32 protein-coding genes and 1 other RNA gene are annotated in these 24,726 nt (G+C 23.5%); 17 read left to right on the top strand and 16 right to left on the bottom strand.

Annotated features, from left to right (window positions below):
* Positions 1 to 3 precede the first annotated feature (3 nt).
* From ACZ91P_RS14940 to trmB, 6 genes are all read left to right on the top strand, one after another.
* Positions 4 to 1,275: a hypothetical protein gene (locus ACZ91P_RS14940; protein ID WP_465157115.1), complete on the top strand. Its 1,272-nt coding sequence runs from the start codon at positions 4 to 6 to the stop codon at positions 1,273 to 1,275.
* 43 nt (positions 1,276 to 1,318) lie between these two features.
* Positions 1,319 to 1,742, top strand: a transfer-messenger RNA (tmRNA) gene (ssrA, locus tag ACZ91P_RS14935).
* Positions 1,743 to 1,922: 180 nt separating this feature from the next.
* On the top strand, positions 1,923 to 2,168 hold the full coding sequence (locus ACZ91P_RS14930) for a hypothetical protein (RefSeq protein ID WP_465157114.1): 246 nt from the start codon (positions 1,923 to 1,925) through the stop codon (positions 2,166 to 2,168).
* Positions 2,169 to 2,459: 291 nt separating this feature from the next.
* Positions 2,460 to 2,783, top strand: a complete 324-nt coding sequence (locus tag ACZ91P_RS14925) for a hypothetical protein (RefSeq protein ID WP_465157113.1) — start codon at positions 2,460 to 2,462, stop codon at positions 2,781 to 2,783.
* Positions 2,784 to 2,918: 135 nt separating this feature from the next.
* A complete protein-coding gene (locus ACZ91P_RS14920; protein WP_465157112.1) occupies positions 2,919 to 3,959 on the top strand; it encodes an EAL domain-containing protein in 1,041 nt (346 codons plus the stop codon).
* Positions 3,960 to 4,109: 150 nt separating this feature from the next.
* A complete protein-coding gene (gene trmB / locus ACZ91P_RS14915) occupies positions 4,110 to 4,505 on the top strand; it encodes a tRNA (guanosine(46)-N7)-methyltransferase TrmB (protein WP_465159018.1) in 396 nt (131 codons plus the stop codon).
* A gap of 148 nt (positions 4,506 to 4,653) precedes the next feature.
* Here trmB and ACZ91P_RS14910 read toward each other — a convergent pair whose 3' ends face one another.
* Both ACZ91P_RS14910 and ACZ91P_RS14905 read right to left on the bottom strand, forming a co-directional pair.
* The gene (locus ACZ91P_RS14910) at positions 4,654 to 5,184 is read right to left on the bottom strand and encodes a hypothetical protein (protein WP_465157111.1); all 531 of its coding nucleotides are present in this window, start codon (positions 5,182 to 5,184) and stop codon (positions 4,654 to 4,656) included.
* 173 nt (positions 5,185 to 5,357) lie between these two features.
* The gene (locus tag ACZ91P_RS14905; RefSeq protein WP_465157110.1) at positions 5,358 to 5,891 is read right to left on the bottom strand and encodes a UPF0236 family transposase-like protein; all 534 of its coding nucleotides are present in this window, start codon (positions 5,889 to 5,891) and stop codon (positions 5,358 to 5,360) included.
* 288 nt (positions 5,892 to 6,179) lie between these two features.
* Between ACZ91P_RS14905 and ACZ91P_RS14900 the strand changes: the two genes are divergently transcribed.
* The 7 genes from ACZ91P_RS14900 (at position 6,180) to ACZ91P_RS14870 (ending at position 12,020) form a co-directional block, all read left to right on the top strand.
* Complete coding sequence (locus tag ACZ91P_RS14900) at positions 6,180 to 6,578, top strand: hypothetical protein (protein WP_465157109.1); 399 nt, start codon at positions 6,180 to 6,182, stop codon at positions 6,576 to 6,578.
* Positions 6,571 to 7,500 carry a PBSX family phage terminase large subunit gene (locus ACZ91P_RS14895; protein WP_465157108.1) on the top strand — a complete coding sequence of 310 codons (930 nt, stop codon included), beginning with the start codon at positions 6,571 to 6,573 and terminating at the stop codon, positions 7,498 to 7,500. The genes ACZ91P_RS14900 and ACZ91P_RS14895 overlap by 8 nt, the downstream gene beginning before the upstream one ends.
* A 228-nt stretch (positions 7,501 to 7,728) precedes the next feature.
* Positions 7,729 to 8,031: a hypothetical protein gene (locus ACZ91P_RS14890; RefSeq protein WP_465157095.1), complete on the top strand. Its 303-nt coding sequence runs from the start codon at positions 7,729 to 7,731 to the stop codon at positions 8,029 to 8,031.
* 58 nt (positions 8,032 to 8,089) lie between these two features.
* A complete protein-coding gene (locus ACZ91P_RS14885) occupies positions 8,090 to 8,308 on the top strand; it encodes a hypothetical protein (RefSeq protein WP_465157096.1) in 219 nt (72 codons plus the stop codon).
* A 103-nt stretch (positions 8,309 to 8,411) separates the two neighbouring features.
* Positions 8,412 to 9,521, top strand: a complete 1,110-nt coding sequence (locus tag ACZ91P_RS14880) for a hypothetical protein (RefSeq protein WP_465157107.1) — start codon at positions 8,412 to 8,414, stop codon at positions 9,519 to 9,521.
* A 289-nt stretch (positions 9,522 to 9,810) separates the two neighbouring features.
* Positions 9,811 to 10,641, top strand: coding sequence for a hypothetical protein (locus tag ACZ91P_RS14875; RefSeq protein ID WP_465157106.1), 831 nt, complete (start codon positions 9,811 to 9,813; stop codon positions 10,639 to 10,641).
* Positions 10,569 to 12,020, top strand: a complete 1,452-nt coding sequence (locus ACZ91P_RS14870; protein WP_465157105.1) for a hypothetical protein — start codon at positions 10,569 to 10,571, stop codon at positions 12,018 to 12,020. Before ACZ91P_RS14875 ends, ACZ91P_RS14870 begins: the two co-directional genes overlap by 73 nt.
* A gap of 28 nt (positions 12,021 to 12,048) precedes the next feature.
* Here the strand turns inward: ACZ91P_RS14870 and ACZ91P_RS14865 are convergent, their stop codons facing one another.
* Complete coding sequence (locus ACZ91P_RS14865) at positions 12,049 to 12,540, bottom strand: lipoprotein (protein WP_465157101.1); 492 nt, start codon at positions 12,538 to 12,540, stop codon at positions 12,049 to 12,051.
* Between the two features lie 4 nt (positions 12,541 to 12,544).
* The gene (locus tag ACZ91P_RS14860) at positions 12,545 to 13,129 is read right to left on the bottom strand and encodes a hypothetical protein (protein WP_465157102.1); all 585 of its coding nucleotides are present in this window, start codon (positions 13,127 to 13,129) and stop codon (positions 12,545 to 12,547) included.
* 749 nt (positions 13,130 to 13,878) lie between these two features.
* Here ACZ91P_RS14860 and ACZ91P_RS14855 point away from each other — a divergent pair.
* From ACZ91P_RS14855 to ACZ91P_RS14840, 4 genes are all read left to right on the top strand, one after another.
* Entirely contained in the window at positions 13,879 to 14,109 is a 231-nt protein-coding gene (locus ACZ91P_RS14855; protein ID WP_465157104.1) for a hypothetical protein, read from the top strand.
* 12 nt (positions 14,110 to 14,121) lie between these two features.
* Positions 14,122 to 14,358, top strand: a complete 237-nt coding sequence (locus ACZ91P_RS14850; protein WP_465157103.1) for an integrase core domain-containing protein — start codon at positions 14,122 to 14,124, stop codon at positions 14,356 to 14,358.
* 125 nt (positions 14,359 to 14,483) lie between these two features.
* The gene (locus ACZ91P_RS14845) at positions 14,484 to 15,068 is read left to right on the top strand and encodes a hypothetical protein (protein ID WP_465157102.1); all 585 of its coding nucleotides are present in this window, start codon (positions 14,484 to 14,486) and stop codon (positions 15,066 to 15,068) included.
* A 4-nt stretch (positions 15,069 to 15,072) separates the two neighbouring features.
* The gene (locus tag ACZ91P_RS14840) at positions 15,073 to 15,564 is read left to right on the top strand and encodes a lipoprotein (protein WP_465157101.1); all 492 of its coding nucleotides are present in this window, start codon (positions 15,073 to 15,075) and stop codon (positions 15,562 to 15,564) included.
* A 28-nt stretch (positions 15,565 to 15,592) separates the two neighbouring features.
* On the opposite strand, the gene ACZ91P_RS14835 is transcribed toward ACZ91P_RS14840, so the two are convergent.
* The 12 genes from ACZ91P_RS14835 to ACZ91P_RS14780 form a co-directional block, all read right to left on the bottom strand.
* A complete protein-coding gene (locus ACZ91P_RS14835; protein WP_465157100.1) occupies positions 15,593 to 17,044 on the bottom strand; it encodes a hypothetical protein in 1,452 nt (483 codons plus the stop codon).
* Positions 16,972 to 17,325 carry a hypothetical protein gene (locus tag ACZ91P_RS14830; RefSeq protein WP_465157099.1) on the bottom strand — a complete coding sequence of 118 codons (354 nt, stop codon included), beginning with the start codon at positions 17,323 to 17,325 and terminating at the stop codon, positions 16,972 to 16,974. Before ACZ91P_RS14830 ends, ACZ91P_RS14835 begins: the two co-directional genes overlap by 73 nt.
* Positions 17,282 to 17,803 carry a hypothetical protein gene (locus tag ACZ91P_RS14825; RefSeq protein ID WP_465157098.1) on the bottom strand — a complete coding sequence of 174 codons (522 nt, stop codon included), beginning with the start codon at positions 17,801 to 17,803 and terminating at the stop codon, positions 17,282 to 17,284. Before ACZ91P_RS14825 ends, ACZ91P_RS14830 begins: the two co-directional genes overlap by 44 nt.
* Before the next feature lie 289 nt (positions 17,804 to 18,092).
* A complete protein-coding gene (locus tag ACZ91P_RS14820) occupies positions 18,093 to 19,313 on the bottom strand; it encodes a hypothetical protein (protein ID WP_465157097.1) in 1,221 nt (406 codons plus the stop codon).
* Positions 19,306 to 19,524 (bottom strand): hypothetical protein, encoded by a 219-nt coding sequence (locus ACZ91P_RS14815; protein ID WP_465157096.1) that lies wholly within the window; start codon positions 19,522 to 19,524, stop codon positions 19,306 to 19,308. Before ACZ91P_RS14815 ends, ACZ91P_RS14820 begins: the two co-directional genes overlap by 8 nt.
* Positions 19,525 to 19,582: 58 nt before the next feature.
* The gene (locus ACZ91P_RS14810) at positions 19,583 to 19,885 is read right to left on the bottom strand and encodes a hypothetical protein (protein WP_465157095.1); all 303 of its coding nucleotides are present in this window, start codon (positions 19,883 to 19,885) and stop codon (positions 19,583 to 19,585) included.
* A 228-nt stretch (positions 19,886 to 20,113) separates the two neighbouring features.
* Positions 20,114 to 21,514 (bottom strand): PBSX family phage terminase large subunit, encoded by a 1,401-nt coding sequence (locus ACZ91P_RS14805; protein WP_465157094.1) that lies wholly within the window; start codon positions 21,512 to 21,514, stop codon positions 20,114 to 20,116.
* A gap of 60 nt (positions 21,515 to 21,574) precedes the next feature.
* The gene (locus ACZ91P_RS14800; RefSeq protein ID WP_465157093.1) at positions 21,575 to 21,787 is read right to left on the bottom strand and encodes a hypothetical protein; all 213 of its coding nucleotides are present in this window, start codon (positions 21,785 to 21,787) and stop codon (positions 21,575 to 21,577) included.
* A gap of 102 nt (positions 21,788 to 21,889) precedes the next feature.
* Entirely contained in the window at positions 21,890 to 22,033 is a 144-nt protein-coding gene (locus ACZ91P_RS14795) for a hypothetical protein (RefSeq protein WP_465157092.1), read from the bottom strand.
* A 164-nt stretch (positions 22,034 to 22,197) separates the two neighbouring features.
* Positions 22,198 to 22,875 (bottom strand): hypothetical protein, encoded by a 678-nt coding sequence (locus tag ACZ91P_RS14790; protein ID WP_465157091.1) that lies wholly within the window; start codon positions 22,873 to 22,875, stop codon positions 22,198 to 22,200.
* 153 nt (positions 22,876 to 23,028) lie between these two features.
* The gene (locus ACZ91P_RS14785; RefSeq protein WP_465157090.1) at positions 23,029 to 23,514 is read right to left on the bottom strand and encodes a hypothetical protein; all 486 of its coding nucleotides are present in this window, start codon (positions 23,512 to 23,514) and stop codon (positions 23,029 to 23,031) included.
* Between the two features lie 453 nt (positions 23,515 to 23,967).
* Positions 23,968 to 24,603: an AAA domain-containing protein gene (locus ACZ91P_RS14780; protein WP_465157089.1), complete on the bottom strand. Its 636-nt coding sequence runs from the start codon at positions 24,601 to 24,603 to the stop codon at positions 23,968 to 23,970.
* Positions 24,604 to 24,726 lie beyond the last annotated feature (123 nt).

The following is a 24,726-nucleotide window of genomic DNA, read 5'->3' as shown; positions in this document are numbered from 1 at the left end:
AGTATGACAGATTTAGTATCTTTAAAATATTTTATTGTTTTAAATATTTTATTTCTTCTTTTTGGTAGTAGTTGAGAAGGAATTTATTTATTAAAACATTTTAAAAATAAAAAAAATAGTGAAAGTTGAATCGCTAGCAAATTATTTTATTTTTTATTAGTTGTTATTAATATTGGTTTAATTCTGAATGTATTACAACTGTTTTTATTATTTTTAACATCAGATTTTACTTTTAGCAATAATTATTTGCCAGAATGAAGATTATTGTCACGAAAGATTTTTTATGCTATTACAACAGCTATTAGTATTTTTATTTTTATTTTATTTTTTATAATAACTTATTCATATCAATGAAAAACAATTATTTATTTTAATCACCAAACATTAAAAAGTATTTTTAGTGAATATGACTTGAATGATAACCAAGTTAAAGTGTCTATTTTTAACAATATTAGTTTGTTTCAGTTTCTAGATAAATATTTAATTTGTAAAACAAATAGTAAATTTTATAATAAAATTATAACTTTTTTTAATTGTAAAATTCAAGAAAATAATGATAATTTACAAATTTTACAAATAAGAATATTACGATTGAAATATTATTCACCCAAAAAAATTAGTTTTTTCTTAACAAAAAAAATAGATTTTCAAAAGTTCTGATCATGGTTAGTGTTTGAAAAGAATCTTAAGATTACTTTAATTGTTGTTACAACCGTTCAAATTCTTTTGACTTTTTATATTTTTTTATCTGGTATTTTTCAATGAAACATCAAAGAATGGATTGTTTATAATTATAATGGAACAAATTATTCGTTAAACCCGAATAACATTATTTATATTTTGAGTATCCTTACTATTGTTTGCTTTATAATTGAGTTTTTGTTGGAAAGTGTTATTTGCTTAATAAATTGGATTAATAAAAATGATAGTGCAATTACAGTCAATTTTTTAAAACTTATCATGTTAATTACTAGTCTTGGGTTATTTAGTTATTTTTTTAGTAGTTTAAATTATTATGTTGAATATTTAAATTTAAAAAATAATAATTTAATTACAAATCCTAGGTTAATTGTTGAGCGATTATTATTTTGATTACAAAAAGATTATATTCTAGGTATGGGACTTTTCTTATTATTTACCTTATTTTTTAGTAGTTTTAGTTTAATCATGGATTACTATACTTTAATTCGAATTATTTTAGGTACAAAAATTGGAAAAGAAATTAGCCATGAATATCATTTTAAGCAATTATTTCAAAAAAAATGTACTAAATAGTTATTATTTACTATTTAATAATTTAAGAGTATAATTACTATATGGGGATGTTCCGGTTTCGACAGGAATGATCTACTAATATTGGCAGTAGTTTAGCAGACTATAATGCTGCTAGGTTTGAAGAAACGCAAACAAAAAACAAAAAGAAGACAAAATTGAAATGCCAGCTTTTATGATGAACAATCAATTAGCAGGATCAATGTTAGCAGTTTAATTCCTCGCTGTTAGAGGATTGCTAGCCGTAATAGTAGTTAATTGTAGATTATTAACTATTATCGTATCTCAAGTCTTAATCTAATAGAAATTCTAATTGATAATGTTAGAATTTTGAAAGTCTTATTATCTAGTTATTTAATTAGTTGTCTAATCCTATTATTAAATAATGAAAAAAAGATGATTAGACTAAACTGTAGAAGATATTAGAATGTTATTTGTGGACGCGGGTTCAATTCCCGCCATCTCCACCATTTTTTATTTTTATTAAAAATAAGGTAGAAATTAAAAGAAACTTGTTTTGTCATAAATAAATTATTAGATTCAAGAAATTATTTATGAGAATTTTAGTTTCTTTTTTAAGTTCAAAAATATTTTTAAAAGGAATGATATAATAAAAAAAGTACAAGGTTTGTTAAAAGAGGTGGAAGTAAGTGAGTAATATTTTAAATATTATTTTTGTATATTTATTATTTATAATTATTTTTTCTATAATTTATATTTTTACATGAGGTTTAGTGCGTAATTCTTTTGTTTGTTTTTCAATTTATTATCAAGTTGTTATTGGTGGTGTTTTTGCAATTTTGGTTATTATTGCCCAAGGATTAATCCCATTTTTTGTGCCACCAAAACTGGCGAAACCAAAACAATGATTGTTATTAATATTTTTCTGCCAATAATAGTTTGTCAAATGATAGGTGTTTTTATTTCTTGCTTTGCCACAATTTTATATACGATTATTATTTTTACTTTTCTTTTTGCAATTTTACCATTTTTAAATAATAATTATTTTTTACCTTTGACAGGTACTCCTAATATTATTATGATTTCAGTACTTTATGTTTTAACCCTTCTAATTGTTTTTGTGAGTTGGTATTTTAAATGAACAAAATGAACTAGATGGTCTTTATTGACATTAACAGGATTCATTACGGCTTCAATTATTGTTTTAGCACAATCAAAAAATGGCTATGTCAGAAAACTTTGTAAGTCAATTATATGTTTTAGTGTGAATTGCAATGACTTATTTTGCTTATAGTATTTGTGGTATTATTGAATTAATTTATGTTCATGCGATAAAATTACAAAATATTATTGAATATGACCGCAATAGTTATGTTCGTGAGGCTTTAGCACATGATGCTATTTATAATTTAATTCATAAGAATAAGATTCGTCGTGGAATTTATTTTACTTTTATGATTAATAATATTGAAAAACTAGACAAATTTCTAAATAGTAATGTTAAAAATAAAATTATTGATCTTATTTCTCATCAAGTTTTTACACTATAAAAAGAACAAAATGTTTTATTTTTTAAAGCAAGTTTAAATCATTTTGGAATTTTTCTTCCCCTTGATCAAATTGAAAAACCTGATATTAGTAGTATCTTATTGCATAATAAAAGTAAGTTACGATCAGAAACTGATTTGTTAAAACAATTTGAAATTTTATTGCGACAAGTTAATACGACTTTTATTTTAAAAAATTATAAAATAATTCTTAAATTACAAGGATATGCTTCATTATATGGTTTACAATCAAATAATTTAAATAAGTTAAAAGAATATAATATTGCAATAGCAGATAATCGGTTAAATCTTGAATATTCAAATCAAATTATTTTTATTGATCCTGAAAATATTAAAGAATTGTCAAACCAAAAACGTAGTATTTTAGCTTTAAATGAACATATTCAGTTAGAAAAAATTGTTAGTTTATATTCTCCAATTATAAATGTAAATGATGGCCTTACATTAGCATATCATTATAGTAGTAATTTAGTTGATGGGGTTGATAGTGATTTAATATTTGGAAAAGATAGTAATACTTTTTTGGGAATTGTACATGAAACAATGCTGGCTCGTTTTAATGCGGCATTAAATATTAAGAATTTTCATAAATTAAATAATTATTTAGAACAAAAATTATTCATTACTTATCCAGCTAGTTTTATTAGTAGTGACCAGTTTAATTTAAAAAAATTTGCAACAAAATTAATTGAATTAAAAGTAAAACCTGGTAATTTAATTTTAACTTTTTATTTAATGGAAACTGGATTTGATCCTGAAAAGTTTAAAAAAAATTTAAATACAATTAAAAATATTGGTATTGAAGTTGCTGTTAAAAATTTTGGAGCAATTGATACGGAATTAAATAGTTTGTACTATTATGAACCTAATTATGCTGTTTTTTCTCCAACAATTATTCGTGAAATGTTTATTCATTTGCATTATCAAAATTTAATTAAAGAATATATTATTTTAGCAGAAAAACTTGATATTATTTTAATTGCACCACAAGTTAATAGTTATTTAGGATATAGTAAATTAAAAGAACTAAAAATTAATTATATGTTTGGTTCATTATTTGGAACTTATGATGAACCACAAAATAAAATTGGTAATGATATAAAAATAGCTTTATTAAAAAACAGTCGGAAAGGATTTAAAGATGAGACTAAGAAATAAACCTTGAGCAACAGAATATATTATGGAGAATCCTACCTTTGCAATTCAAAATCCAGAATATTATAAGGGGCAATGGGGAAAAATGATTTTTAAAAATAATAATCCCTTAAATATTGAAATTGGTTCTGGGAAAGGGGATTTTATTATAGCATTAGCAAAAAACATCCAAATCAAAATTTTTTAGCAATCGAACGTTATCCATCAGTTTTAGTTTTAGCTTTTAAAAAAATAATTGCTGAAAATTTATCTAATTTAAAAATAATTGTTTTTGATGCTATTTTTTTACTAGAAATTTTTGCACCTAAAGAAATTAATAAAATATATTTAAATTTCTCTGATCCTTGACCAAAAGTGCGACATGAAAAACGTCGGCTAACAAATAAAATATATTTAGATTTTTATCAAATTATTTTACAAGATAATGGTGAAATTCATTTTAAAACAGATAATGATCAATTATTTACTTATTCATTAGAATCATTAAAAGAAAATAATTGAAAAATTGTTGATTATAGGCTGTATGTATTATTTAAGGGTTTTAATTAATATCTTAGAAATTGTGGAATAAAAATACCACTTACTTATCTAAATTATATTACTTTTAATTTTATTGTCAACAATATTTTAACATTTTTTAAATTTTTCCACGACAAAAATACATGTTTATTAAAGTTATTTAATTTATTAGATAAAATTAATAAAAATATAAGTTTGGTTGTAAATTATTATTTACAAAATTATTAACTGAATAATTAATTCTATTTTCTTCTGATGGTTTATTAGTATTAAATAAATTAATTTTATTTTTAAAATTCATCATACTAGTATTTAATTTATTTTTAAGAGTTTTTTCATGATAAGTTGCTTTTTTAACCAAAACACCTTTACAGTAATGTGATATATCACCCTCAATATGACAACCAATATTATTTCATAATGTTTGATTTCTGACACCTTCTTCATTATTTTTAATTAATTTAATTGTCTCTTTTAAGAATTTCATTTTTGCTTCTTTTATAAAAGAAGCACTGTTTTCTAAGCGTTCTAATAATTCTTCATATTTACCATTAAAAAAATAATCGACTGCTTTATGGTATGTTTCTCTGTTTTCTTTGTTTTTACTTTGATAAGGATATAATTTTTTAAATCTACTTGTAAGGTGAAATTTATCTATCGTGTAATGTACTTTATTTTTAGGAAAATATTCTTGAATAAATTTTGCCATATTTTTAATTCAAGGTGCACCATCTCCTAATACCATAAATTCAATATTGTCATTAATATCATAATAACTTGTAATTAATGTAAGTAATTTACTAACAAAATTAATTAATTTACTATTTTTTTAAATATATTCTGGAATATTATCTAGTTCTATAACTCCTAATTTATTTGCAATTACAGGTTTTTTTTAGTTGATTTTGTTTTATCAAAACCAGTATGAACAGTTGAAAATATACTATGTTTTTTTATTTTTTCTTTCCCCTTTTTATTTTCATTTCACATTTTTAAATAAGTTCCATCAATTTGAATATATAAAGTATGAGGTACCTTTATTTTAATATCTTGATATGTTTTTTTATTGCCAATAAATGATAATATTTTTTCTTTAACAGAATTATCTATTCTTTGTCATTTTTTAATTCCTAAAAGTTTATCCAAAGGAAAAATATATTCTTCTTTACCTGTTTCTTGATTAATTTTATAATATTTTCTTCTTTTAAAAGTTATTTTCCCATTTAAAATAGTTAATTTTCTTGGTTTTATTTCTTTTACTTTATAATTTTTAAATTCTTTTAAAGTTTCATCAATTTTATAATTTTTAAAAATTCATTCATCACAATCTTCTAAACTTTGTTGAATAATTTCAATACTTTGTATATTTAATAAATTAATAAAATTCTTTAAAAAATTGTTATCAACATTTATCATTTTTATACCCTCTTTTCTATAGTTTAGGACTTTAGCACAAAAATAATGAAAATGCAAAAAAAGATATTATTTTTTATTTATTGTGTTATAATTAAAATGTTAATTATTAGCAAATTAATTTAACTGAAAAAAGTAAAATAATTTACTTTTTTTTATTTTGATGTAAAATATAGGTAATAAAAAAAGAACCAAGTTGGTTCTTTTATTATATTTTCAGCATTAATTACTCTTTTATTTAATCATATTGTTTAAATAATAGCAATTTTAATATGCAAAAAGGAGTAAAAAATGAAAGAATTTAATCCAAAAAAAGCAAGTTTAAGCACATTTAAGCGTAAAATAAAAGAATTTTGAACCGATAAGAAACCCAATCAATTATATTCTGTTAGTCATTTAACCAATAAACTGAATCTTTCTAAGCATTGAAGACAAGAAAATTACCGGAGCGAAAACATAATTCCATTAATTGAAAGAAATATTCAAAAAATAGAAATGGAAATAATAGAGTTTATGATGAAATCACCTGATGGTGCTAAATTATATTGACAACGAGCGTTTAATTATAAGTATTCAATCCAAGAAAAAGAACTTGAACAAGAATTAAACTTAAATAATCAACAACCAATAATAGTTAATTTACAAACGGATATTAGAGATATTAAAAAAGAAAGTGATAATAATGCTTAATCATTTTACTTATTTGTTAGAAACGCCTTATTGGTTGTTACAAAATAGTAGTATTGGTAATAAATATCCATTTGCTAAGAAATATGAATTAGTTAATGAAATTAATCAAATTGGGACGCGATATAGTGGTAAAACTATATCAAATATTAAAATGTTTGGTGAATTATTAAAAATTAGTTTATTAATTAAAGAACCAATTTGTATCATTGCTAGTATGTATTGGAGTAAAGATTTAAAAGATAGTGTATTTCAAAATATCTGAAATATGTTAGATGAAAATAATATACCTTATACTATTAATTTATCAAATTTTACTTTTACTTTATCAAATGGGAGCAAAATATATTGTAAAGGATCGCATTCACCAAGTCGGAAAGAAAAATTAAAAGCCTTTGCTGATTTGAATAAATATAAATTAGTTATTGATTGACGAGAAGAATGTGACCAATTTCAACAAAAAGATTTAAGTGATTTAGAATTTCCTATTCGTGGTTATCAAAATAAAATAACAATTAATACATGTAATCCTGAAAGTTTAAAAAGATATATTGTTGGTTATTGTAATGAATTATTACCTTTTAATGAAGAAATAATGCGCAGTAAATATGAGCAAATTAAATATATTGAAAAATGAAATATGAAAATTATTATTCATTATTCTAGTTGAAGATTAAATTATGAATTACGACAAGATAAAGTTAATGAACAATTAAGATTAGAACAGTTAGATATTGAAAGAGCAAGAGTATGGAGTTGAGGATTGCCTGGCAATACAAGTGGGTCAATTTTTGATAGATATATTGATATTATGCAAGCAACAGATATTATTCAACCAACTAAATTATTAGGTGGTGTTGATATTGCTAATGCTACTAGTCCTAAAGGACATACAACAGCGGCTAGTTTTTGAATATATAACTAATTTGATAAAAAAGCCTTTTAAGTTGCTGAATATACTCATTCAAATGCTACACAACAATTTAAAGGACCATTAGAACAAGTAAAAGATATTTTAGAGTTTTACAACAATCAATTAAATCAATATTTTAATTTAATACAGCAAGGTATATCAATCAATGTTGATGATAGTGCTTATGCAACATTAGAAAGTTTAAACCGAGAAAAATATAATTATTCTTTTGGTCAATATATGCATTTAAAACCAGCACAAAAGCAGAAATTTAAAATAAAGCATCGTATTGAAGCATTCACAATGTTAATAAATACTAATCAATTAAAATGATTATGAGAAAAATGTCCTGTAAGTAAAAATCAATATGAATTAATTCAATGAGAAGATAAATCAGATGCCAGAGAAGAACGAATGTTGGACTTATACGATGATACATTTGATAGTGATTTTTATGCTTTACACTTTGAATTAGTACCAATGGTTAAACCTAATAGTTCAGCAGATTATAAATTATGACAACAAAGGGAGTGATTAACTTAATGAAAAAAGATATTTATGTAATATATGATGAGCGTGTAATAAATGCAAAAGACCTTATATGTCTGTTTGTGGACAAGTTAAAAAAAGACTTTGTCAAGAATTAAAAAAAGATAATATCGCAATATGTAATTTAAATTTATATAACGAATATATTAAGAAATATCAAAAAGTTAAAGTATGTGTACAAGTTTTATCAAATGAACCAAATTTATTAACAGTAAATATAATTAATTATGCACTTATCTTAAATTTAAAGGAGCAAAATAACAATGAATAATACTTTCCCTAGTTTACCAAACTTAAATGATATTAATAGTATTTTAAAATTTTATAATTATGATTAAACAATTAATTTAGCCAATATTATTGCTCGCCATCAAATGCGATTAGTAAATGGTAAAGATATTTTATTTAAGTCTCATCGTAAAGACATTTTAGAAAAATTAAATTGATGATATGAAACTTATAAAATAAAAGAAAAATTAGATAAAAATGAATTAACAGCAAGTTTAATGGGTAAAACTATCTTTGGTTTATTAGAAATTAGTGATAGCAATATTGATTTATGAATTAACCCTTTTAACTTTGCATCTCGTGTAAGTAAAATAAATGAAATTGAACAGGGTGCTGATATTTGATTAAATTATCATCAATCAGATAGTGGTTTTATTTTAAATTTAATTTGTACCAAAGATAAAATAGTCATTAAGGGTTGACCCAAAAATAATGAAGTAGTTGTTGGTCAAAGTAAAACACAAATTAAAGATGATGTTAGACCTGTTTTAGTACAAGAATTTAAAAATAAATTAGGTATAGTCCCCTTTTGAGAAATGATAAATGAACCTAATACTTTATTTTTATCAACATCAACCACTTTAAATCCATGACCAACTATGGGAAATTGTTATAAATTACAATTTGATTTAGAAGATAGTTTTAATATTAAATCAAAAGAAAGATATGCAAATCGTACGCATTGATATGGGATACTAAGTGATGATTTAATGATTGCTTATAACAAAGGCAATAAAAAAGTGCTACAAGATGTATTTGATGATATTTTTGTTCAATCAAGTTCATCAACAGTAGATGGTCAATTATCCCAATCTTTACAAGTAGTACAAGGTACACCAACCTTAGAAACATATACCGAAGACCAAAAATCTATTATTGAACAAGTATACTTAGCATGTCATTTTTCTAGTCCTTTTGGTGATAAATCAGATAATGACCAAAATAAAACACAATCATTATTAACTAAAACCAAAGATTTAGAAAAACAAGCATATTTACAATCATATCGTAAACAATATTATATTAAAATGTTTGATACTGTTTTAAAATATTATGGTTTATGAGATGGAAATGGTGAACGCCCTTATGGATTTGATTTTGTTAGTGCTAGTTTAATAGACCAAATGCGACAAAATGAATTAATTACTGCTAGATTAGAAAATGGCACAATACTGTATTTAATGACCGTGGTTTAAATATTGGTGGTGGTGATATTAATTCTGCACCCCAAGATAGACAATGATTATATCCATCAAATGTTATTAATTATTATTCCGTAGAAGATGGTGATTTCTTATGACAAGAAATTACATTTTCAAGTATTAATGACAAAATTAGTAATAGTGGTTTATCAGTACGACAATTTATTCAAACAAGTGCCCAGGTGAAGGTTATTGTTTTCCTAAAATAACTTATGATAAAAAACTAAATAAAGGTATTGTTGAATTAGATGAGATTTTATTAAAAGACCCAGGGGTTAGAGCAATGGCAGTTAAATTTTATGGTAATCCGATATTTTTTGATATGCTAGTTATTGGCCGACCAATTATTAAAGGTGAATTTAATAAAAAAGTAATGAATTCAAGAGACTTATTAATGTATAATATGTTTCCTGCACCACCTGATAAAATAAATACTTATGCTTCACCCGAAGTAAGTTGATATAACATTCAAGGTATTCAACCAACTATTATTACTGGATATAAAGATTGAAAAGAATATATTCAATCAATGTCTGATTTTTGAATTGAAAAAAATAATGAGGGTATGATAATAACAGATAAAGCAAGTTCAACAGCAACTAATCCAACTGTTGGAACAACTATTAAGGAAGAAAATTCAAATTCTAAGCCTTATTGGTCTAAAAATTGAATGATTACTCCACCAGATAAAGTAAAAGTAAATAGTGGAACTATTAATAACATTATTAGTACCCAAGCATCATCATATTTTAGAAGAAAAGATGAATTTGGTAATACTGTTGGTCAAGTTCAAATTGAATATAATAAAATGGGTACATATAATGTTTGAGATATTTTAAATATGAATAATTTTATTAATCGCCAAATTACAGTATTACCTTTAAACTATACTCAAAAACTAGTATTTAATCCTTTTACTATACCTGCTATTGGAAAGTTTTTAAACTTTGTTTCGTTTGGTATTCCTTGGGACTGAATTGGTAATTTAACAATTACACAAGATGATAAATGACCTAATTTCCCATGACTTAATGGTGTTTTATGAGTGCTAATGTTTATAGTTTTTATAATAATGCCTTTTGAGGTGATAAGGCTGCTGGTAAAGGTTATTTAGCATTTGAAATATTTAGAGAACAAGGAAATGATAAAATTGGTGCTATGATTGGTGCTAATGCTACTAGTTTTAGTTTTACTACTTTATTAACTGATAAAATACAAGGCAATGTTTTTGAAAAAGATGGTAAACCAACAGAACGAATAACTTATTCAACTTATAATTTAAAACAATTAAATCCTAAAACTAATCGTATTTATTTAATTAATGAATTAGTAAGAGCAGTTGATGCTCAAACACCAGTTAGTGATAGTGAAAAAGACAATGATTGCCAATTCTTACAAACACCTGATGGTACAAATTGTAGTTATATAATTGATATGTTTTCAATTCAAGCCTTATATAAAGGTAATTTTGAAATTATCTTTTATGCTGATAACCCATATACTAATAATGAAGAAGATTATTTACGCTTATCAGTATGAAGTTTTCGTGGTAAAACAAAAAGTGTATTAAACAACTATTTATGAGATATGACAACTAATTATAAAACAAGTTTTCTATTACCACATGATTATGAAATACCAACCTTTAATTACCCGCAATATGTTCTCCCACCAGTACCATATAACTATAAACCTTATACCAAAGATATATGAGATGCTGATACAATTTACCCATTAAAAACTAAAATTACAGCACCAGCACAATGTAAAAATAAAAAAAGTACAGATTATTATATTAATTTATTTTCTGATGAATTTAATCAAGGTTATTATGAAATAGAAATTTATTTAAAACAAATTGATCCAACAATTCAAAGTATCAGTAAATTTCAAGATGCTTATAAAACGATTGAAATAAGTAATTTAGGTAATTTACAAGTTGAATGTGGACAACCCGATATAGAGAATTTTATTCCTGATAGAAATATTAATTTAACTGGAGGTAGTAATGGATGCACAGATAATTTAGGTTCATTAGATGAAATGATTTTAATACAAACTGGTGCATCACAAACTAATAAAGTTAATTTTGAAAATACAAAAACTTTATATACTAAAAATATAAAAGTAAATGATACTGAAACAAAATATTCTACTGGTGTTGCTAATGGATTAGCCGGTAATTCTTATATAAATAAATATGAAATTCAAAAAAATAATTGGCAGTATTTATTTGGATTGCAAATAACAAAATGATTTGATAATCTTAATCAAAAAATTAAAGAAACATATTTACAAGCATATTATACTAATGATGTAAAATTAAAAATTAGATTTTCAAAAGTATTTTTTGCTCATTTAATATTAAAAAATTCTATTATTAATTATTTTGGAAATAATGGAAATATAACAATAAATGTTTCTAACCCAAATATTTTAGGTATTAGAAATAAAAGCGATAGTCCAGTTAAAATTACAATTAAACCAAGATAAAAATAAAAGAGATGTAAAATCTCTTTTTCTATTCTCCGTTAACTTTTAGATTACCATCATTATCAATGATTAAGTCGGGTAATTTTTGTTCTTCACCATTTCAACGATAAATTGATTTAAAGTAAGTTCCATCATAATTTTCTAATAAAATTCTATCTGTAGCTGAATTAGAAATTTGCAGTCTACCTCTAAATTTACCTAAATTTGGATAATTATCCATTACTATTGATATTGAAATATTATTATTGTTAAATTTATTAATTCTTCAATCATTACTTTTATCATTACGCCACACAACATAATATCACTTATTGTCAATTTCATTAAATCAAAATTCTTGTGGTGCTATTCATTCTAGATTATCTCTAATTTCTTGGTTATTTGTTTCAATTTTGTTTTCTTCTTTTAATTTTGCTAATTCTTCTTTTGTATATTCTTGTGGTTTATTACAAGCAACTAAACTTGTTGTACTTGTTCCTACTAATGATATTGCACCAATAATACTTAAAATATTTTTCATAGTTTTATTGTTGATTTAAATATTGGATACGTTGAATATAAAGACTTTTTGTATTTTTTATAATATTTAAATGCTTTCTAAATAATATAATTTGTTTTCTATAATTATTAGCATATTCAAGATATCCTGTATTTAAAGTTTCTGCGTATAATTTTGAATATTTTTCATAATATTCTCTTGCATCTGAAATTTCTGTTTCTTTCTTCTTAATATCATAATTTAAAAGAAATAATTTATATTCAATTGTATTTTTTTGATTATCATATACTAAATTTTTATTTAAATTATTTGATAAAACAGATTTATCAATTGTAAATAAAACTTGCATTGGTTCACCATCATTAAAAGTTTTATCATTTGAATTTAATGTTGCGCTTGATTCTGTAATATTTGTAATATTAATTTTACTTACATCAATATTGTATATTTCACGCAATTTATCTTTAATTTGTTGTTCTGTTGGTAAATTTAAACCATTAGTTTTAATTACTGCTTGATATTTTTGTTTATAAGGACTAGCTGCAATTGTTGTTGGTATAGCAGTTCCACTAATTGTTAACACACTTAATAAACTTAATAATTTTTTCATACTTGTTTTTCTCCTTTTTTTAGTCTTGAAACCTTACTCAAGATCTACCTGCATTATATATATATATATATATATATACAAGCAAAATTAGCGCTTATTTTGTGAAAACCATATACATTTTAGACCACTAATTTAGTATTTAAATTAGAATGGAGATTAAAAGTATATGGTAACAAGTATTCCTAATGAAAATGAATTATATTCATTACAAAGAAAAATAAAAAATGATATTCACAAGAAGAACCTTCAAAACAAACAAACTATATTTATCAAAATGTCATTAATTATTTTAATTTATGTCAAAAATACTATTTATACGAAAACTCATTAAATAATTTAATTAAATTATTTTATAAATCAAAACAAACTTTTTATAATTGAGCTAAAAAGATTCAGCTTTGTCTTAAAGAAAAATTAAATTTTATTGTTTTAGCTAAAAAAACAACTAGACCAATTAATATTAATAACCATTATTCAAAAACTTACAAGATTGCTGTTGCAAAAATGATGAAAAAATATCGACAAAAATATGGAACTGGTATTTATGAGTTTTATAATTTAACACTAGCTGGGTTTTTCAAATATAAAAAGAAAGTAATTAAACATAACATTAAAACTTTAATTAAATGGAATAAAGAATTTAATAATTTTTATCCTAAAAACAAGAAAATTAAGACTTATAAACGTTATGAAATGTCTGAATTAGGACATTTCATTTACAACATGATATTAAAATTCTGACACCAAATATGATTGGTTTTAAACGTAATTTATATTTGTATGATTTTATTGATGAAAAATCACGTTTTGGTCTTGATTATTTATCTGAAAATAAGTCACAGTCATCAGCAATTGGTATTTTTAATCAAGCTTATGATGATTTTTTAAATAATAAAATTAGAATAAAAAGAATTAGAACCGATAATGGTCCTGAATATGTTTATAGTTATAATCCAGAGTATAAATATCATAAAAGTTAGTTTACAAAAGTATTGCATCAAAAAGGTGTTATTCATCAAACAACACCGATTTGTTTCCCTCAATCAAATGGGAAAATTGAAAGATTTCATCAAAACTGAAATAAATTTTTTGAATATCTTCCTCGTTATCCTAAAAATATTAATGAATTACGAAAATTAATTACTATCTTTTTAGATTATTACAACAATGTTAGACGACATAAAAGCATAAATTTTTTAACGCCATCCGAAGCTGTGTTAAAATTTTAAAAAGACTAACTGGTCTAAAATGTATATGGTACCTTACAAATTAGCGCTAATTTTGCTTGTATATATATATAATGCAGGTAGATCTTGAGTAAGGTTTCAAGACTAAAAAAAGGAGAAAAACAAGTATGAAAAAATTATTAAGTTTATTAAGTGTGTTAACAATTAGTGGAACTGCTATACCAACAACAATTGCAGCTAGTCCTTATAAACAAAAATATCAAGCAGTAATTAAAACTAATGGTTTAAATTTACCAACAGAACAACAAATTAAAGATAAATTGCGTGAAATATACAATATTGATGTAAGTAAAATTAATATTACAAATATTACAGAATCAAGCGCAACATTAAATTCAAATGATAAAACTTTTAATGATGGTGAACCAATGCAAGTTTTATTTACAATTGATAAATCTGTTTTATCAAATAATTTAAATAAAAATTTAGTATATGATAATCAAAAAAATACAATTGAATATAAATTATTTCTTTTAAATTATGATATTAAGAAGAAAGAAACAGAAATTTCAGATGCAAGAGAATATTATGAAAAATATTCAAAATTATACGCAGAAACTTTAAATACAGGATATCTTGAATATGCTAATAATTATAGAAAACAAATTATATTATTTAGAAAGCATTTAAATATTATAAAAAATACAAAAAGTCTTTATATTCAACGTATCCAATATTTAAATCAACAATAAAACTATGAAAAATATTTTAAGTATTATTGGTGCAATATCATTAGTAGGAACAAGTACAACAAGTTTAGTTGCTTGTAATAAACCACAAGAATATACAAAAGAAGAATTAGCAAAATTAAAAGAAGAAAACAAAATTGAAACAAATAACCAAGAAATTAGAGATAATCTAGAATGAATAGCACCACAAGAATTTTGATTTAATGAAATTGACAATAAGTGATATTATGTTGTGTGGCGTAATGATAAAAGTAATGATTGAAGAATTAATAAATTTAACAATAATAATATTTCAATATCAATAGTAATGGATAATTATCCAAATTTAGGTAAATTTAGAGGTAGACTGCAAATTTCTAATTCAGCTACAGATAGAATTTTATTAGAAAATTATGATGGAACTTACTTTAAATCAATTTATCGTTGAAATGGTGAAGAACAAAAATTACCCGACTTAATCATTGATAATGATGGTAATCTAAAAGTTAACGGAGAATAGAAAAAGAGATTTTACATCTCTTTTATTTTTATCTTGGTTTAATTGTAATTTTAACTGGACTATCGCTTTTATTTCTAATACCTAAAATATTTGGGTTAGAAACATTTATTGTTATATTTCCATTATTTCCAAAATAATTAATAATAGAATTTTTTAATATTAAATGAGCAAAAAATACTTTTGAAAATCTAATTTTTAATTTTACATCATTAGTATAATATGCTTGTAAATATGTTTCTTTATTTTTTTGATTAAGATTATCAAATCATTTTGTTATTTGCAATCCAAATAAATACTGCCAATTATTTTTTTGAATTTCATATTTATTTATATAAGAATTACCGGCTAATCCATTAGCAACACCAGTAGAATATTTTGTTTCAGTATCATTTACTTTTATATTTTTAGTATATAAAGTTTTTGTATTTTCAAAATTAACTTTATTAGTTTGTGATGCACCAGTTTGTATTAAAATCATTTCATCTAATGAACCTAAATTATCTGTGCATCCATTACTACCTCCAGTTAAATTAATATTTCTATCAGGAATAAAATTCTCTATATCGGGTTGTCCACATTCAACTTGTAAATTACCTAAATTACTTATTTCAATCGTTTTATAAGCATCTTGAAATTTACTGATACTTTGAATTGTTGGATCAATTTGTTTTAAATAAATTTCTATTTCATAATAACCTTGATTAAATTCATCAGAAAATAAATTAATATAATAATCTGTACTTTTTTTATTTTTACATTGTGCTGGTGCTGTAATTTTAGTTTTTAATGGGTAAATTGTATCAGCATCTCATATATCTTTGGTATAAGGTTTATAGTTATATGGTACTGGTGGGAGAACATATTGCGGGTAATTAAAGGTTAATATTTCATAATCATGTGGTAATAGAAAACTTGTTTTATAATTAGTTGTCATATCTCGTAAATAGTTGTTTAATACACTTTTTGTTTTACCACGAAAACTTCATACTGATAAGCGTAAATAATCTTCTTCATTATTAGTATATGGGTTATCAGCATAAAAGATAATTTCAAAATTACCTTTATATAAGGCTTGAATTGAAAACATATCAATTATATAACTACAATTTGTACCATCAGGTGTTTGTAAGAATTGGCAATCATTGTCTTTTTCACTATCACTAACTGGTGTTTGAGCATCAACTGCTCTTACTAATTCATTAATTAAATAAATACGATTAGTTTTAGGATTTAATTGTTTTAAATTATAAGTTGAATAAGTTATTCGTTCTGTTGGTTTACCATCTTTTTCAAAAACATTGCCTTGTATTTTATCAGTTAATAAAGTAGTAAAACTAAAACTAGTAGCATTAGCACCAATCATAGCACCAATTTTATCATTTCCTTGTTCTCTAAATATTTCAAATGCTAAATAACCTTTACCAGCAGCCTTATCACCTCAAAAGGCATTATTATAAAAACTATAAACATTAGCACTCATAAAACACCATTAAGTCATGGGAAATTAGGTCATTTATCATCTTGTGTAATTGTTAAATTACCAATTCAGTCCCAAGGAATACCAAACGAAACAAAGTTTAAAAACTTTCCAATAGCAGGTATAGTAAAAGGATTAAATACTAGTTTTTGAGTATAGTTTAAAGGTAATACTGTAATTTGGCGATTAATAAAATTATTCATATTTAAAATATCTCAAACATTATATGTACCCATTTTATTATATTCAATTTGAACTTGACCAACAAGTATTACCAAATTCATCTTTTCTTCTAAAATATGATGATGCTTGGGTACTAATAATGTTATTAATAGTTCCACTATTTACTTTTACTTTATCTGGTGGAGTAATCATTCAATTTTTAGACCAATAAGGCTTAGAATTTGAATTTTCTTCCTTAATAGTTGTTCCAACAGTTGGATTAGTTGCTGTTGAACTTGCTTTATCTGTTATTATCATACCCTCATTATTTTTTTCAATTCAAAAATCAGACATTGATTGAATATATTCTTTTCAATCTTTATATCCAGTAATAATAGTTGGTTGAATACCTTGAATGTTATATCAACTTACTTCGGGTGAAGCATAAGTATTTATTTTATCAGGTGGTGCAGGAAACATATTATACATTAATAAGTCTCTTGAATTCATTACTTTTTTATTAAATTCACCTTTAATAATTGGTCGGCCAATAACTGGCATATCAAAAAATATCGGATTACCATAAAATTTAACTGCCATTGCTCTAACCCCTGGGTCTTTTAATAAAATCTCATCTAATTCAACAATACCTTTATTTAGTTTTTTATCATAAGTTATTTTAGGAAAACAATAACCTTCACCTGGGCACTTGTTTGAATAAATTGTCGTACTGATAAACCACTATTACTAATTTTGTCATTAATACTTGAAAATGTAATTTCTTGTCATAAGAAATCACCATCTTCTACGGAATAATAATTAATAACATTTGATGGATATAATCATTGTCTATCTTGGGGTGCAGAATTAATATCACCACCACCAATATTTAAACCACGGTCATTAAATACAGTATTGTGCCATTTTCTAATCTAGCAGTAATTAATTCATTTTGTCGCATTTGGTCTATTAAACTAGCACTAACAAAATCAAATCCATAAGGGCGTTCACCATTTCCATCTCATAAACCATAATATTTTAAAACAGTATCAAACATTTTAGTATAATATTGTTTACGATATGATTGTAAATATGCTTGTTTTTCTAAATCTTTGGTTTTAGTTAATAATGATTGTGTTTTATTTTGGTCATTATCTGATTTATCACCAAAAGGACTAGAAAAATGACATGCTAAGTATACTTGTTCAATAATAGATTTTTGGTCTTCGGTATATGTTTCTAAGGTTGGTGTACCTTGTACTACTTGTAAAGATTGGGATAATTGACCATCTACTGTTGATGAACTTGATTGAACAAAAATATCATCAAATACATCTTGTAGCACTTTTTTATTGCCTTTGTTATAAGCAATCATTAAATCATCACTTAGTATCCCATATCAATGCGTACGATTTGCATATCTTTCTTTTGATTTAATATTAAAACTATCTTCTAAATCAAATTGTAATTTATAACAATTTCCCATAGTTGGTCATGGATTTAAAGTGGTTGATGTTGATAAAAATAAAGTATTAGGTTCATTTATCATTTCTCAAAAGGGGACTATACCTAATTTATTTTTAAATTCTTGTACTAAAACAGGTCTAACATCATCTTTAATTTGTGTTTTACTTTGACCAACAACTACTTCATTATTTTTGGGTCAACCCTTAATGACTATTTTATCTTTGGTACAAATTAAATTTAAAATAAAACCACTATCTGATTGATGATAATTTAATCAAATATCAGCACCCTGTTCAATTTCATTTATTTTACTTACACGAGATGCAAAGTTAAAAGGGTTAATTCATAAATCAATATTGCTATCACTAATTTCTAATAAACCAAAGATAGTTTTACCCATTAAACTTGCTGTTAATTCATTTTTATCTAATTTTTCTTTTATTTTATAAGTTTCATATCATCAATTTAATTTTTCTAAAATGTCTTTACGATGAGACTTAAATAAAATATCTTTACCATTTACTAATCGCATTTGATGGCGAGCAATAATATTGGCTAAATTAATTGTTCAATCATAATTATAAAATTTTAAAATACTATTAATATCATTTAAGTTTGGTAAACTAGGGAAAGTATTATTCATTGTTATTTTGCTCCTTTAAATTTAAGATAAGTGCATAATTAATTATATTTACTGTTAATAAATTTGGTTCATTTGATAAAACTTGTACACATACTTTAACTTTTTGATATTTCTTAATATATTCGTTATATAAATTTAAATTACATATTGCGATATTATCTTTTTTTAATTCTTGACAAAGTCTTTTTTTAACTTGTCCACAAACAGACATATAAGGTCTTTTGCATTTATTACACGCTCATCATATATTACATAAATATCTTTTTTCATTAAGTTAATCACTCCCTTTGTTGTCATAATTTATAATCTGCTGAACTATTAGGTTTAACCATTGGTACTAATTCAAAGTGTAAAGCATAAAAATCACTATCAAATGTATCATCGTATAAGTCCAACATTCGTTCTTCTCTGGCATCTGATTTATCTTCTCATTGAATTAATTCATATTGATTTTTACTTACAGGACATTTTTCTCATAATCATTTTAATTGATTAGTATTTATTAACATTGTGAATGCTTCAATACGATGCTTTATTTTAAATTTCTGCTTTTGTGCTGGTTTTAAATGCATATATTGACCAAAAGAATAATTATATTTTTCTCGGTTTAAACTTTCTAATGTTGCATAAGCACTATCATCAACATTGATTGATATACCTTGCTGTATTAAATTAAAATATTGATTTAATTGATTGTTGTAAAACTCTAAAATATCTTTTACTTGTTCTAATGGTCCTTTAAATTGTTGTGTAGCATTTGAATGAGTATATTCAGCAACTTAAAAGGCTTTTTTATCAAATTAGTTATATATTCAAAAACTAGCCGCTGTTGTATGTCCTTTAGGACTAGTAGCATTAGCAATATCAACACCACCTAATAATTTAGTTGGTTGAATAATATCTGTTGCTTGCATAATATCAATATATCTATCAAAAATTGACCCACTTGTATTGCCAGGCAATCCTCAACTCCATACTCTTGCTCTTTCAATATCTAACTGTTCTAATCTTAATTGTTCATTAACTTTATCTTGTCGTAATTCATAATTTAATCTTCAACTAGAATAATGAATAATAATTTTCATATTTCATTTTTCAATATATTTAATTTGCTCATATTTACTGCGCATTATTTCTTCATTAAAAGGTAATAATTCATTACAATAACCAACAATATATCTTTTTAAACTTTCAGGATTACATGTATTAATTGTTATTTTATTTTGATAACCACGAATAGGAAATTCTAAATCACTTAAATCTTTTTGTTGAAATTGGTCACATTCTTCTCGTCAATCAATAACTAATTTATATTTATTCAAATCAGCAAAGGCTTTTAATTTTTCTTTCCGACTTGGTGAATGCGATCCTTTACAATATATTTTGCTCCCATTTGATAAAGTAAAAGTAAAATTTGATAAATTAATAGTATAAGGTATATTATTTTCATCTAACATATTTCAGATATTTTGAAATACACTATCTTTTAAATCTTTACTCCAATACATACTAGCAATGATACAAATTGGTTCTTTAATTAATAAACTAATTTTTAATAATTCACCAAACATTTTAATATTTGATATAGTTTTACCACTATATCGCGTCCCAATTTGATTAATTTCATTAACTAATTCATATTTCTTAGCAAATGGATATTTATTACCAATACTACTATTTTGTAACAACCAATAAGGCGTTTCTAACAAATAAGTAAAATGATTAAGCATTATTATCCTTTCTTTTTTAATATCTCTAATATCCGTTTGTAAATTAACTATTATTGGTTGTTGATTATTTAAGTTTAATTCTTGTTCAAGTTCTTTTTCTTGGATTGAATACTTATAATTAAACGCTCGTTGTCAATATAATTTAGCACCATCAGGTGATTTCATCATAAACTCTATTATTTCCATTTCTATTTTTTGAATATTTCTTTCAATTAATGGAATTATGTTTTCGCTCCGGTAATTTTCTTGTCTTCAATGCTTAGAAAGATTCAGTTTATTGGTTAAATGACTAACAGAATATAATTGATTGGGTTTCTTATCGGTTCAAAATTCTTCTATTTTACGCTTAAATGTGCTTAAACTTGCTTTTTTTGGATTAAATTCTTTCATTTTTAATAATAATTTTAAATTATCTTTAACAAAATTAATATTTAAATTTAATTGTTCAATCTTTTTTTGGTAATTATACATTATTTGTTCAACACTCATACTCATTTATATTAACACATCTTCTAATTCAAGTTTTATTTTTTAAAAAGCATCTCGATTTTTATTATCATTGTGCTTATTTCTTGCTTTCTCACAATATAAATATAATGTTAATTTTTGATAAAGTTGCATAATTTGTTTATATTTATTTTTGTCAAATACATTTTTTAAAACAAATAATTTTTCATTAATATGTTGTACAAATTGATGTTTTGTTTTTAAAAGTAGAGTAATTTTTTCTTCCATTAAATTCATTAAATATAATGCTGCCTTATCAAAAGAACATAAATTAAGATATTCCTGAAATTTGCTTTCAGAATTAAACATATTTTTAAATTTAATTGCCTTATATTTTATTTATAATTGTGACAAAGAATAAAGTAATTGAATTATTAATTCATTACTATTGTTAATATTCTTGCAACATTCTTTAATAATCTCAACTTTATCTCATATTTCTTGTCAATGTCGTTGTAATCCACTTGTTTCTCGCTTTTTCATTTTTTTTACAATACTTAATATATTCTTCAGCATAACTATATAAATTAATTAATAAAGTACTATTTTTTTTCTAAAGTTGTAGTTGTTATTGCATCAAATAATTCAGGATGTAAATCATTATTATTGATTGCAAAAAGAAATTTTTCCAAAATTGCAAAAAGATTTTAATTTCAAATTTTTTCAATAATCGATGAATCTGCAATATTAGTTAATGCTAATAATTGGTTTAAAGAAACATCGTTTTTGTCATAAAGTTCTTGCAACATATTTAAAACTTCTTTATTTGATAATAAAGTATTATTAGTTAACACTTGATAAGCTTTAATAATATTTTTTTGCAATTTTGCTTGTTGTTTCATGAGGGCAATTAAAGTTTTATGCATTTTATTAAAATAATTTGGTTTTAAATTTAAATTACTTAAAATTTGTTCAGATTGATATAAAACATTAATTTTATTATTAAAATCATTTATGGTCATACTTTTCAATATATTATCAAAAGTTTCTTCATTATTATTTAAAATATCAATTAAATAACAGTAAATAAAAACATTTTCAATTTGATTAGTATGAATTATTTCATAAATATTTGCCTGTTGACGATTTATTAAATTTTTTAATTCCTCTAAAATTTTATTAAATAACATCTGACTATAATACTTCGGAAGAAATTTTTGTGCTGTTATAATATTACGGTTTAGCATAATAAGTTCTGTTGGTTGTAATATGTAAAGTTCAGTCTCATTTTTATTATTGATGAATAAAGTTAAAAAATTATCATTAATTGTTAAAATCGCACTAGTTAAATAAAAAATTGGAATTAAACCAGTTAAATCATGCATTGTAGTTGTCTGCTAAGCATTAACAAAAATAATACAACTAATATTATTATCATAATAATATTTATTATCTAAGACTGCTTTTGGTTTAACACTCGCTGCATTAATAATTATAATTCTCGGATTTATTAATGTAGAAGTAATATAACGCGGATCTTACTGATAATCACTTTCTAATATATTTGTTGCTACTTTTTGAAGATTTAAATTAAAATTATCCCTTAAAGTTTTAGCCATTTTGGTTAAAAAATAATCAACAATTTTTGTTTTTAAATTAACATTATCTTCAATAATTTGTTGCAATTGGTGGTCATTAATAATTTGAATTTTAATATCTTTAAAAGTGGTTAGGGACAATATAACTTCTTTTTCTTCATAAGCCTCAATCAATAAATTGTTAATTTGATTAATATTATAGTAGATTTCTTGCCTCTTATTAGTGCGAATTGAAGTAAATGTCGTTTCAGCATTAAAAATATTATTTTTATTAATATTTAACTTGTACTTTTCTAATAAATGAAATAAATCTTCACCATTAATTTCATTTTGAACAGCAGTTAATTGTTTCATTAAATCACCATCTCGTAAGTCTTGACTAACTTGTTTTAATGTTGCTAATTCTATCTCCTTATCCTTTAACAACCTATTATCAGTAGTAATTGTTAATAGTTTTTTGTATGTTTCTGTTAATGAATATGAATCATCAATTTGAAATCCAATTTTTTTGCAACAACTCCCCAAAATGTTTATTAAATAATCGGACAAGATCCGGAGTTGAAGTAACTATTCCAGCTCAATTAATATTAACTAAGAAATCTAATAGATTACGAATATTTTTAATATCAATTGTTAATTTTCGATTATCATCTAAATATTGCAATTTTTGATTAATGATTGTTTCTCGCTCAGTAACTGATGTATTTAACTTTTGAGTATAATGATTGTAATCATTAATTTCTTTTTCTAACATTTTAGCATTTGCTTTTAATTTTTGTAGTTCATATTTTTGATTTTCATAATCACTTCCAATTCCATCTCATTTTGTTAAATATTGTCGTGATAAATAAGCATAAATAAAACGATAATTATTAAAAATTAATTTATCTGGATTAAAATCATTAAAACGACTTTTTTACGAACTTCATCACTTGTTAAGCGTAAAGGAATCAATAAAGGTGTTTTAAATAATCTTGTTAAAGCATTGTCAATTGCAGTATGATTTTGCGAAGAAATTAAAACTTTCTTTCCTAATTTAGCATATTGATAAACTAATTCAGCAATAAATTCAGTTTTCCCTGTCCCTGGTGGACCTTGCAGTAAAAAAATATCTTGTGAGTTTAAGACTTTTGTTATTGCTTTCTGCTGATTTCCATTTAAATTATTTGAAGCAAAAATTAATTGTTTTTCCATAATTAAGTTAGATTGTGTCTTTAATTTAATATCTTCAATATTAAAGATATAATTAATTAAATAAGGATTTGCAACATCATTTTTGCTAATTTTATCTAAAATAACATTACTACGTCGAAGTAAAGTTGAGTCCCCTTTTCCAATATAAGTTAAATAACCATAAGAAGGTATCATTTTATTTAATTCATTAAATGATATTTCATCCTCATTTTTTATTTCATAAAAGCAATTAACAATTTGATACTGCTCTAATTGATTAATAGTTACTTTAATTGTTTCATGGTCAATATCACTTTCTTGCATAATATTATTTTCAAGCATATATATTTTGATTAATTCTTTTTTAAAATCATAGATATCTTTTTATTGCATTTTTGTTTCAAAAATATTAATCCCTAAATCATAAATATCTTCTCCATCTTGAACATAACTTTTACTAAAATT

This window comes from Spiroplasma endosymbiont of Halictus nicosiae (assembly GCF_978018445.1).
This window is presented reverse-complemented; position numbering and strand designations above follow the sequence as displayed.